Source organism: Neisseria sp. HMSC064E01, from assembly GCF_001808875.1.
GTDB lineage: Bacteria > Pseudomonadota > Gammaproteobacteria > Burkholderiales > Neisseriaceae > Neisseria > Neisseria sicca_A.
In genome coordinates this window covers 1-204 of sequence record NZ_KV794902.1, presented here as the reverse complement: position 1 = coordinate 204, position 204 = coordinate 1, and the positions used below count along the sequence as shown (strand labels likewise).

1 pseudogene is annotated in these 204 nt (G+C 47.5%); it reads right to left on the bottom strand.

Annotated elements, in window-relative coordinates:
• Window positions 1–48: 48 nt before the first annotated feature.
• Window positions 49–204: pseudogene (locus HMPREF2572_RS14055) on the bottom strand (cell division protein FtsX); the annotation flags it as partial.

The following is a 204-nucleotide window of genomic DNA, read 5'->3' as shown; positions in this document are numbered from 1 at the left end:
GTTTTAGAGTTTCAGACGACCTTTTGCCTTTGCTTCAATCCAATGTTTTTATTTCTTGGCTCTAAAGCCCAACAGATGTTGCGTGGTGGCAAGCCATGCGCCGAAGACACCTAAGGCGATGACGAAGCCGAATACCAGCGAAACTTCGCTGAAATGGAAGAAACGCCAGCCGATATTGAGTCCGTAGGGTTTGAAGATGGCATC